Below are 10,997 nucleotides of genomic sequence, written 5' to 3' on the forward strand. Positions count from 1 at the left end.
GATGTTCACCTTCTCTCGATCCCCCCTAGCCCCCCTTAAAAAGGGGGGAACGAAAAAAAGTCCCCCTTTTTAAGGGGGATTTAGGGGGATCAAACGCAGACGAGGCCAACATTTGAACGTTATGTATAAGCAGTAGCCCTCTGGGAGAGGGGTTGGGGGTGAGGGAGACTAGATCCCGCATTTGTCTAAGCGGGACATCAAGGTCGCAAAGGCGCGGCTTCCCCCTTCCCAACCGCTGACAAACCAAATCAAGCCATCACCAAGGACGGGAAGGTGACCGGTGGGGGCATTGAGGCTGAAATCCAGTTCTTGATAGGTGAGCCAGCGATCGCCCTCGGCATCGTACCAGCCGAGTTTTTGGCTGAGGGTAGGCCAGACTTGGGCGATCGCCAGTCGGTTACTGTTCAGTTCAAAGGTGATGTTTTTTTGCAAACTAAACCCAAATTGCCCCTGACTTGCCGAGAGCCAGAGCCGATTAATTGCTCGCAGTTCCCGCGCCGGAAAATGATCAAGATCAGCTTCGGTGAGAAAGCCTTGTTTTTGACGATGGGCGATCGCAATCATCAGCTTCGCCGTCATCCAGTCCGCCTGTTGCCATTGCCGCTGTTTAAGGAGGTGCTTTAGTTCGCTGTAGTCAATGGTGGGCGGGCGGGGGGCAGGGGGTGGGGGCGGTTCACTCACGGCCTGGGTGGCGAGGGTTTCGGTTTGATGCTGAATCAGATCCGTCACATGGTTTAACTGTTGTTGCACCTGATCGAGCTTTTCCCCTAAGCCACGGCTGGCTTCGAGCTTGGCCCACATCCGCTGGGCCCAGAGTAGTCGGGCGTGTTCAGCTTCGCGGTACTCGGCGGGGAGTTGGCCCATCAGGAGCGGCGAGAGTTCATTTAAATCCCAGCCACAGTAAGTACAAAACTGCACTAACCCTTCGGCGTATTCAGTTTGGCAAACAGGACATTGAAGCATCAGAAATTAAACCCATCAATTGAGACAACAGAACGAGATGCCCTGAAGCGTCCTACGCTTCGACTTTTAACAGGATTTCACCTTCCATCAAACGGCGGGCTGCGTCGAGTAAAACTTCTTCGGTGTAGGGTTTCGTGAAGTAGCCTTTTGCGCCTCGTTCGGCGGCGGCGAGTTGGTGTTTTTTTGCGCCCCGTGAGGTAAGCATGGCAATGGGAATCCGCTTCAGGGCTTCATCTTCAGAGACATGACTCAACAGGGTGAGACCATCCATTTTTGGCATTTCAATATCGCAAAAGGCGAGATCGGGATTGAGGCCGCCTTGGAGTTTTTCGAGGGCATCTTTGCCATCGCGGGCTTGTTCGACTTCATACCCGGCTTTTTCAAAGGTCATCGAGAGGAGCGATCGCACCGTAATCGAGTCATCAATGATCAAAACACGGGGTTGATGGCGGAGGGGTTGCGCTTGGTGGGAGCGCGGCGCAGCCGGGCTGGGCGGTGCTGGCGGGGGGGCCGCATCGGCGGGGCTAATTTGTGTCGGTGCATCCTCAAACTCAAAATCCTGGATGATCGTCGAGCGATCGTCAAGGGAGAGATCACGATCAGCCACGGGTTCCGGGGCGGGAGCATGGGTAGCCGGTGCGGCTTGCGCGTGGGTGGTTAAGTCGGGAGCGCGGACGCTGTCTTTGAGGAGGATTTCACCGCGACGAATGCGATCGGCGGCGGCGAGTAAATCTTGCTCCACGTAGGGCTTGGTGAAGTAGCCACTGGCTCCCCGTTCGGCGGCGACTTTGCGATGGCGCTCCGCCCCCCGTGAGGTGAGCATAGCCACGGGAATGCGTTGCAGGTCTGCATCTTCGTGGATTGTTCCGAGGAGTTCGAGGCCATCCATGCGGGGCATTTCAATATCACAGAAGATCAAGTCGGGGCGTAAACCGCCTTTGAGTTGTTCCCAGGCTTCTTTGCCGTCGCGGGCTTGTTCGACTTCATACCCGGCTTTTTCAAAGGTCATCGAGAGGAGCGATCGCACCGTCACCGAATCATCAATAATCAACACTTGGGCCTGCTGTTCCGGCTGGGCCGCGATCGGAGCCGTCACCACCGGATCAGGGGTGGGGGTCGGGGAAGCCTTGGGTTTAGCCGCCCATTGCGTCCGGATACTGCCCTCTAGGAGCACATCACCCTGAATCATCCGCTCCGCCGCATCCAGGAGCACATCTTCTAAATAGGGCTTGGTGAAATAGCCACTGGCCCCCCGGTCAGCGGCAACTTTGCGATGGCGTTCCGCCCCCCGTGAGGTGAGCATCGCAATGGGAATCTGTCGTAATTCTTCATCCTGGGATAAGCGTTCGAGGAGGTCTAAGCCGTCGATCCGAGGCATTTCAATATCACAGAAAATAATGTCACAGGGCAGCCCCGATCGCAGCTTATCCCAGGCATCCTGACCATCGCGGGCCTGTTCAACGCGATAGCCGGCTTTGCCAAAGGTCATCGAGAGCAATTCGCGCACCGTGATCGAGTCATCGACGATCAACACCGTCGGCTCCGATCGCACAATGCTGCCCTGCTCTTCCGGGAGATTGTTCATCGTCTGCCAGGTGTTGGCGGTTTCCTTACGGAGACGACCTTGGGCGAGTTCGATCAGTTCGAGGACATCGGCGATCGCCATAATCGTCCCATCGCCGCGCACCGTCGCCCCAGCGATTCCCGCCGGTTTCGGCACTGGCCCCTGTAACTGTTTGATCACGATCTCCTGCTCTCCGATCACCTGATCCACACCCACCGCAATGTGATGATCCGCCCCCCGCAGCAGCACCACCGGCAGAATATTATCCTCGCGCTTATTGCCGTAGAAACTCCCCCGCCCAATCCGCCGGGTATAGGTCAACAGCGACGACAGATGATAGTAGGGCAGCAGCATATCCCGGTATTGCACACAGGGCTGACCCTGGGCATTGCGGCGGATCTTGTGGTGCGGCAGATCGATCATGTCCTCCACCCCATCGAGGGGGAAGGCGATCGGTGCATTTTCACTCACACAACAGAGGGCTTTCCCAATACTGAGGGTTAAGGGCAAGCGAATCGTAAAGGTCGTCCCCTTGTTCAGTTTCGAGTCGATCGTCACCGTACCGCGAATCTCATGGATACTCGTCAGCACCACATCAAGACCGACCCCCCGTCCGGCAAAATTATCCGCTTGATCCTTCGTACTAAAGCCAGCGTTAAACAGCAGATCAAAAGTACTCTGTTCATCCATTTGGGCCGCCTGAGCAGCGGTGATCACACCTTTATCAATGGCTTTTTGGCGCACACGGACGGCATCAATCCCCGCCCCATCATCGGAGACGGCGATCACCGTTTGGTTCCCCTGTTGCATCGCGCTGACTTTGATGTGACCGGCTTGGGGTTTACCCGACGCGAGGCGAATTTCCGGCGGTTCAATCCCATGGGTGAGGGCATTGTTAACCAAGTGTGTTAGGGGATCGGAGAGATGCTCTAAGAGCATTTTGTCAATTAAGGTTTCCTGGCCTTCGAGTTCGAGATTGGCCTGTTTGTGAAGTTGGGGCGCAATCCGGCGCACGGCGAGGGGTAAGCGGGATGCTGTGGTGCCGAAGGGGATCATCCGGGACTTGTTGAGTCCTTCTTGGAGTTGGGAGGTGACTTGGCGGAGGGTACGCGCCACTTGGTCAATATCATCGACGAGGAATTGAATGTCAGCGGTGGATTCCCGGACGCGGACGATCATTTCAATGGTTTCTTGGGCGAGTTCGTGGAATTTGGTGAAACTGTCCATTTCCAATTCGTCAAACTCGCTCTTGGTTTCCGGTTGAGCTTGACCGTTGGGGAGGATGGGGCTAAAGTCGCCGCCCCCCTGTTTGCTGCGGTATTCTCGACGACTCCGTAAGAGGGCATCTTCAAGGAGCGATCGCTCATACAAATCTTGCATCCGACCGCCCACATCGTTGAGATTTTGCACCTGGTGCATCAGGTTGTCGAGGAATTGGCGGAGTCGTTCTTCGTCGCCTTCTAAGCTGTTCCGGTTGACCACCAGTTCCCCGACGAGGTTGTTGAGGTTGTCCATCTGTTTGACGGGAACCTTGAGGGTGGCTTCAACGGTGGGTTTGCTGCGGGGTTTGGCGGCGGGGCGTTGTACGGAGTGGATCTCACCGGCTTTTTGGCGAGTTTCCTGCATGATGTTGATCAGGTCGTCCCAATCACCATCGTCAGCGGCGGGACTCTGGCTCTGTTCGAGGGGGGCGGGGGGTGCTGGGGATGCACCGTTAGTCGCTGTGGGGGCTTGGGGCTGCTGGTCGAGGAGTTGTTCGAGGGCGGTGAAGGAGGTGGCGAGGGTGAGGTGCTTGGCTTCGTCGAGGGGCGATCGCTCCACCCGGGCCATCAGTTCATCGAGTTGGTCGTAATAGCAAGGGCCCTCGGCGCTCGTGGCGGGGGCGGCGGCAGGCGGGGGCGGCGGCGCGACGGGTTGAGCAGGTTGGGCCGATTCAGCGGCAAAGAGGGCTTCGAGCGCGTCCACATCCGCCACGACAGCCTCATCGGCGGCACTGTCCGCCGCTGCACTGGACTCTAGCAAGGCTTCTAATTCCTCAAAGTCATCAATATTGAGGGATTCTGGCGCAACGGGAGCCGCGTCATCCAAGAGATCCGCGAGGTCTGCGTCGGTTGTTGTCGGTTCCCCGCTGAGGAAGGCTTCGAGGTCATCGATATCGTTGCGATCAATGCGATCGCCCCTCCCATCCGCCATCGTCTCAAACAAGGCATCAAAGTCCCCATGATCCAGCGTTTCCTCGGCGGTGGTGTCGAGGTCGCCAAACAAATCATCAAAGGATGCCGTCACATCGGCGGGCACAGAGGGGGCGGGGGCTACCACTGCGGCGCTGGGACTGAATGAATCCTGAAGATCGCCCTCTCCCGTGAAGAACGCCCCCAATTCATCCATGTCTGCGGCCGTTAACGAGTCGCCCTCATCCCCGATCAAGCCGTCTAACTCGTTGATCTCACCCGGCTCTAGGCTCATCGCCATATCCTCTCCACTCAGGAAGGCGGCTAAATCATCATCGATCGCACTATTGTCACTCAAGAACGACGCATCATCAGCGAAGAGATCATCGAGGGATTCGTCCGATGCGGGGGTAGCCGTTGGCGGCCTGCCATGCCCAGCCCTGGCCGCGTCCCCCAACGCCCCAAAGGGATCAATTTCAAAACTGTTGAGGGTTTCCGGCTCATCACTAAACATTGCTTCAGAGGACGAGTCCTCGCCAATCGCCAATAAATCCCCAAATTCATCCCCACTATCGGGCAGGGGCGAGGGCGATTCCGTCACAAGCAGGGGCGGGATCAGTCCCCCCTCCGCCTGATGGGAGAGCAGCCCATGGGTATCCGCATCTTCTAGATCCGCAAAGAGGTCGTCTAAATCCTGATCCAATTCACTATGGACTTCACCGCTGGCACTGGCTCCCGCATGGCTGGGTTGAGTCGGAATATTAGCGATCGCCGCTGCATCCGTCTCCGTCTCAAAGGAAAAATCACTGCCGAACAAATCCCCCACCGATTCAGCCCCGGTCGTGGGGAGGGAGTCCGATTCGGTATGCCCAATGGCGAGCAAGTCATCATCTGGAGAAAACAAGTCCGTGGCTTGGATCGTCGCCGCGCCGAGATCCTCATTCGTCAAGGTACTCTCATTGCCAAACAAATCATCAAGTTCCTCGCTCAAATGGGTCTCTTGAGCCGCCGATACCGAAGGCTCCGGACGATTGGAATAGGTATCAAAGGCGCTGAGGAGGTTGTCTAATTCTTCCCCTTCGATGGGGGGAGTGGTGTCAAATTCATTGAGGAGTGCTTCGAGGTCGTCATTGTCGGTACTCGCTGCGGGGGGGGGAGTTGGTTTCCTGAGATCATCGGTTAAAAAGTCGGCAAGATCCGGGTCGTCCTCCGGGGCTTGTACCATTTGGGACTCTAACAGGGAAAAATCTGCGTCATCGGGCGATGTGGGGGCAGCCTGGGCCAAGGCTTGGAGGGCGGCGCTGGGATGGAGGTCGGTTTGACCTTGGACGAGGTGGGGCGCGTTCTGCTGAAGATTGGCGAGGATTTGTTGACTGGTGATGGTGTAGGGGTTGTGGGGGATAGCGATCGCGGCTTGGGCTGCCTTAGTGATCCGGCTCCAGCCCGATTTGGGCCAGGCCTGGCCCACGTCTGCCAAGGTTTGGCAATGGTGCTGAATCTGGACTCGATTCGCTGCATCGTCGGGCTGCTTGGCCAAAACCGTCAGGGCATTCAAGGCCGTGATCATCTCGTCGGGCAGGGCCGCGCCGCCCATCCCTTGATCTTGGGTTAGGGCTTCGAGGTGGGGGCCAATGCGATCGCACAGCGGTTGAACGCGCTCGATCATCCCTTGGGCATAGTCTGGGTCAAGTTCTGAGGTGGCTTCGAGGGTTTCTATGCCTTCAAGCAAAATGCTGTAAAGCTGATGGATATCATCCCGTAGGCCGGGGTCTACGGTAGCGGGATGATTTTTGAGGTGCTTGAAATAATCTTCGAGGCGATGGGCCGTGAAGCGAATACATTCCAAATCCAGCATGGCCGCGCCACCCTTGATGGAATGAGCACCCCGATAGATCTCATGAATTTGCTCTGGATCATCAATGGTTTGTTGAAAATCCTGCAAACTTGCATCCATAATCTCTAGATGCTCTTGCGCTTCTAAGATGAAGTACCCCGTAATTTTTTTGCGTTGTTCTGCATCCATCGCTTTGCTGACCCCTAGCCACCATCGTTTTGTTGATTCTGTCGGAGGAGACCCCATCCATCGCCAATGTACTCAACCCCAAAAATACAGTGACCCTATTCCCATTATGCAAGGTTCACCTCGCAACGTCTGACCCAAACATGGGCAAGCCGGGCCAAGGGTCTCCGTCCCCCATATTCCCTTGCACCCAACAATCCAAAATTGCTCTCCTCAAGGGTAGCGAAAAATTCTCTGGCAAGGTATTTTTTAAGCCAATTCTGCCCCGGATCACATCATGATCGCGATCGCAAACGATTGAGATCACGCCTGATCATGACTGACATTACCGCCGGTGAGGACCCAAGATCACGCCGGATCGGGTTCTCCATCACAGAATCTTGCCAAGTCCCTGAGGATACTAAATCGTAAACCCATCACGTTCTGTTGTGAGTATGTCTAACCTAGAAGAACAGCCCCGCTTACTCCCTGGCGCATTATCGGATTTATTTGCTCAGGTGACGACAACGGGCGAATTAACCCTAGCGGATCGCTACGGTTTGATGGCGGCGTTGCTCAGTGACACGCTGCTCGATGAAGAGCGGGCTTCCATTGATCGCCTGTTGCGGGCGGCGCGGTTGGGTCGGACACAGGTGGTGGATAAGTTGTCAGCGTTGCCGGATTAGGGGGTTTTGCCCAGTTAGGGCCGTTTAACTTTTGAGGAGTTCAGTGCGCTATAAGTCCCGCGCTGTACCCGTAGGGTCAGCGTCGGGAGGATGTCACGAATGGGGATCTTGGGCGTAGATGTCGCGGCCTTGACCGATCGCAAACCGAAAGGAGTGGGCGAGGTCTTTGCTCGAACGGGTCAGAAACAGGATCAGGGCGCAGAGGGAAAGTCCGGTGGCGATCGCAAACATGCCCCGATACCCCAAACTCGCCGCAAATGCCCCCGACATCGGCCCCCCCAAGGCAATCCCCAGATCAAACCCGCCAATACAGACGGAATACACTTGCCCCCGCTCCCTGGGCAGGGAGCGATCGGCCACAAGGGCGGTCATCATCGGGATCAAAATGCCCGCGCCGGCCCCTTCGGCTAAGGCTCCGAGGAGAAAGTCTAGGGCGCTGTTGGCGTGGGTGAGCAGGGCCATGGAGAGAATATAGGCGACGAGGCTGCCGGTGATGAAGATGCCGCGACCGAGGCGATCGGAGGCGCGACCGGTGAAGATGCGGACGGAGAAACTAGCGATCGCCACCGCCGTATAGAACAGCCCCGCATTGAGGGCTACCCCAGTATCTCGAATGTAGGCCGGTAAAAACGTGGTTAAGGTGCCGAACACCGTCCCCACCAACAGCAAAACCAGGGCGGGAATCTGGAGCCGGGGGCTTTGGGCGAGGGTGAAGAGGCGACCCAAGCCGAGCCAAGCGAGGAGCGATCGCGATCGGGGGGGTTGGGGGTCGGGATCGTGGGGTGCGATCGGGGCATCGGTAATCAAACTCGCCAGGGCAAACCCGATCAACCCCAACAGGCCCGACACCACAAACACCACCGGAAAGCCGTAGGCATCTCCTAAAAATCCCCCCACCGCCGGCCCCAACGCCATCCCAATCGGAACCACCAGGGTCATGTAGCCCAACACCTCCCCGCGTTGGTCGCGGGGCGCAAAATCCAAGACCAAGGTACTGTAACCCGTGGTCATCCCGGCAATGCTCAGGCCATGGATGGCCCGTAGCAGGGCCAAGATCGGCAGGGACGTGAGAAAGAGATAGCCAAAGGGGGCGAGACCCACCGCCAGCGTTCCGATTTGCACCACCAACTTCCGGCTGCGCTCATCAGACCATCGCCCCAACACCCCCCGCGTCAACAGCAATCCGATCGCAAAACTCCCCATCACCAAACCCACCTGTTGCTGGGTTGCGCCCACGGATTCAATGTAGAGCGGCAAGGTGGGGAGCAGAATCGTGAGGCTCGACCAAAAACAGAGGGCGGTGCAAAACAGGCAGAGCAGATTACGACGAATAGACGGAGCGAGGCGAAGGAGAACAATCACAGAGAATAGGGCAAGGCTAACGGGGATTATGACAGAATCTTTGCTTCAAGTTAACACTTCTTCACAGTGGGTTGCTAGACTGATCCGGTCGTCTCGGAAAGATGCTAAATTGAAGGCGATTCAAAGACCCAATTCAGGGGTGCATTCGTTCGGATTTTCTTTAGTGATAATGGGAGCGATCGCGTATGGAAATGTTGAGCTACACTCACATGACAATGGTGCATGAAGACACCATCGGCCCGCTGAATCTGCAACCCCTGTCCTTTAACTGTCGCTTAAGCATTAAACGTGTTTCAAGCACAGTGGCGATTGTGGGGATGTTGATGCTAGGGAGTTTCACCGCCTTGATGACATCGGCGATTTCTCGGCCCGCAGGGGTATCGGGGCCGTCTTCGGTGTCTGGGTTTTAACATCATCAATCCAAGTGGTGTTAAATCCCCCTCCCCTCGACATTGCGAGGGGTTTTTCATGGCAAGCTTGGGCCGCATGGGTTGACTGGCATTCTTGTTCTTTTAAGGGTTATCTCTTGTCTACTGCATATCTATTCATTGCTCACGGCAGCCGCGATCCTCGGTCTCAAACGGCCCTGGAGTCCCTCGCGCAGCAGGTGCAAACCGCATGGGCCCGCGACCATGATGCACCGGCCTGGATTGCCACCGCTGTGCTCGAACTCGCCCCCCAACCGCTCCATCAGCAAATCCTGACGGCGATCGCCCAAGCGCGATCGCAGGGTGCTCAACACCTGATCCTGTTGCCCCTCTTTCTCCTGCCCGGTGTCCATGTCCGCGAAGACATCCCCCACGAAGTCGCCCTCGCCCAAGCCATGGGCGATCGCCCCCTCCCGCTTACCATTGCCCCCTACGTGGGCAGTCATCTCGGCATGACGGCCCTCTTGCGGCGACAGTTTGCCCTCTATCCCCACCGGGAGCGGATTCTGTTGGCCCACGGCAGTCGGCGCATCGGCGGCAATCAACCCGTAGAAGCAATGGCCCAGCGCCTCACCGCCATCCCTGCCTATTGGTCGGTGCAGCCCAGTCTCCCCCAACAACTCCAGCGCTTCGTTACCGATGAACAGACCCATTGGATCATTCAGCCCTATTTTTTATTTCCAGGGGGGATTACCGATGCGATCGCCCAGCAGTTAGCCGACCTGCGCACCCAATGGCCCAACGCCACCCTTGACCTGGGGATCGCCCTCAGTGATACCCCCGAATTCATCCCCCTGATCCTGGACTGGATGCACCAACCGGATCTCACCCCGTCTTAACCCAAAGCCTCCCCCTTAACCCTCACTCGTTTTTAGCGGTAATCTTTTTTTAGCGGTAACCATGAATCAAACCACCCCCGTGGGCAACGTGTATTTATTAGGTGCTGGGCCGGGTGATCCGGGCCTGATGACCTTAAAAGGCAAAGGACTTCTCGAATGTGCCGATGTTGTGGTCTACGATGCCCTCGTGAGTCCGGCCATTCTTGCGATGATTAATCCCCTCGCTGAACAAATCAACGCGGGCAAACGGCGGGGTCGTCATTCCAAAGCCCAAGCCGAAACCACTCAACTCCTGATCGAAAAAGCCCAAGAACACGCGATCGTCGTCCGCCTCAAAGGGGGCGATCCCTTTGTGTTCGGTCGGGGGGGGGAAGAAATGGCGGATCTGCGGGCGGCGGGGATTACGGTGGAGGTGATTCCGGGGATTACGGCGGGGATTGCTGCGCCGGCCTATGCGGGGATTCCGGTGACCCATCGTGGGGTGAGTTGTTCGGTGACCTTTGTGACGGGCCATGAAGCGGCGGGGAAATATTGCCCCCAGGTGAATTGGCGAGCGATCGCCCAAAGTTCCGAAACCATCGTCGTCTACATGGGCATCCATAACCTGCCCACCATTACCCACGAACTCCAGGCCGGCGGCCTCAGCCCCGACACCCCCATCGCCTTGATTCGCTGGGGAACGCGCCCCGAACAAGCCGAACTGATCGCCACCCTCGCCACGATTCAGGCGGCTGTGGAACAAAGCGGCTTTGAAGCCCCGGCGGTGGCTGTGATCGGATCAGTGGTGAATCTTCAGGCGCAACTCCTGTAAGTTCCCTCTCGGAGCGTCCCTTTGCATCCTATAATTTATCTTAACAATGTGCAAAGAAGACTCCCACTATAAAGCGAGTCCGAGTAGAGTTACCGAAGGTAACGGCGGACGTGCCTTTTAGTGGCGAGATGAATTTGCACCAACAAACAAATCGAGCGACAGCGAGTCCTTTAA

Annotated in this window: 7 protein-coding genes; 4 read left to right on the forward strand and 3 right to left on the reverse strand. The window is 56.9% G+C overall.

Going from position 1 to position 10,997, the window contains the following annotated elements:
* Positions 1 to 168: 168 nt before the first annotated feature.
* Positions 169 to 963, reverse strand: a complete 795-nt coding sequence (locus tag PN477_RS20570; protein WP_272121430.1) for a GUN4 domain-containing protein — start codon at positions 961 to 963, stop codon at positions 169 to 171.
* A gap of 52 nt (positions 964 to 1,015) precedes the next feature.
* The gene (locus PN477_RS20575) at positions 1,016 to 6,778 is read right to left on the reverse strand and encodes a hybrid sensor histidine kinase/response regulator (protein ID WP_272121432.1); all 5,763 of its coding nucleotides are present in this window, start codon (positions 6,776 to 6,778) and stop codon (positions 1,016 to 1,018) included.
* Between the two features lie 374 nt (positions 6,779 to 7,152).
* On the opposite strand from PN477_RS20575, the gene PN477_RS20580 reads away from it, so the two are divergent.
* On the forward strand, positions 7,153 to 7,383 hold the full coding sequence (locus tag PN477_RS20580) for a hypothetical protein (RefSeq protein WP_272121435.1): 231 nt from the start codon (positions 7,153 to 7,155) through the stop codon (positions 7,381 to 7,383).
* A gap of 93 nt (positions 7,384 to 7,476) precedes the next feature.
* On the opposite strand, the gene PN477_RS20585 is transcribed toward PN477_RS20580, so the two are convergent.
* Positions 7,477 to 8,745: an MFS transporter gene (locus tag PN477_RS20585; protein WP_272121436.1), complete on the reverse strand. Its 1,269-nt coding sequence runs from the start codon at positions 8,743 to 8,745 to the stop codon at positions 7,477 to 7,479.
* Between the two features lie 209 nt (positions 8,746 to 8,954).
* Between PN477_RS20585 and PN477_RS20590 the strand changes: the two genes are divergently transcribed.
* The 3 genes from PN477_RS20590 (at position 8,955) to cobA (ending at position 10,823) form a co-directional block, all read left to right on the forward strand.
* Positions 8,955 to 9,155 (forward strand): hypothetical protein, encoded by a 201-nt coding sequence (locus tag PN477_RS20590; protein ID WP_139276560.1) that lies wholly within the window; start codon positions 8,955 to 8,957, stop codon positions 9,153 to 9,155.
* 116 nt (positions 9,156 to 9,271) lie between these two features.
* Entirely contained in the window at positions 9,272 to 10,012 is a 741-nt protein-coding gene (locus PN477_RS20595; protein ID WP_272121440.1) for a sirohydrochlorin chelatase, read from the forward strand.
* 61 nt (positions 10,013 to 10,073) lie between these two features.
* Positions 10,074 to 10,823: a uroporphyrinogen-III C-methyltransferase gene (gene cobA / locus PN477_RS20600; RefSeq protein ID WP_272121442.1), complete on the forward strand. Its 750-nt coding sequence runs from the start codon at positions 10,074 to 10,076 to the stop codon at positions 10,821 to 10,823.
* Positions 10,824 to 10,997 lie beyond the last annotated feature (174 nt).

Source organism: Spirulina subsalsa CS-330, from assembly GCF_028330765.1.
GTDB lineage: Bacteria > Cyanobacteriota > Cyanobacteriia > Cyanobacteriales > Spirulinaceae > Spirulina > Spirulina subsalsa_A.

Coding starts and splice junctions, on each gene's coding strand:
- PN477_RS20570 (WP_272121430.1), bottom strand. CDS start 963: ATGCTTCAATGTCCTGTTTGCCAAACTGAATACGCCGAAGGGTTAGTG.
- cobA (WP_272121442.1), top strand. CDS start 10,074: ATGAATCAAACCACCCCCGTGGGCAACGTGTATTTATTAGGTGCTGGG.
- PN477_RS20590 (WP_139276560.1), top strand. CDS start 8,955: ATGACAATGGTGCATGAAGACACCATCGGCCCGCTGAATCTGCAACCC.
- PN477_RS20575 (WP_272121432.1), bottom strand. CDS start 6,778: ATGGGGTCTCCTCCGACAGAATCAACAAAACGATGGTGGCTAGGGGTC.
- PN477_RS20580 (WP_272121435.1), top strand. CDS start 7,153: ATGTCTAACCTAGAAGAACAGCCCCGCTTACTCCCTGGCGCATTATCG.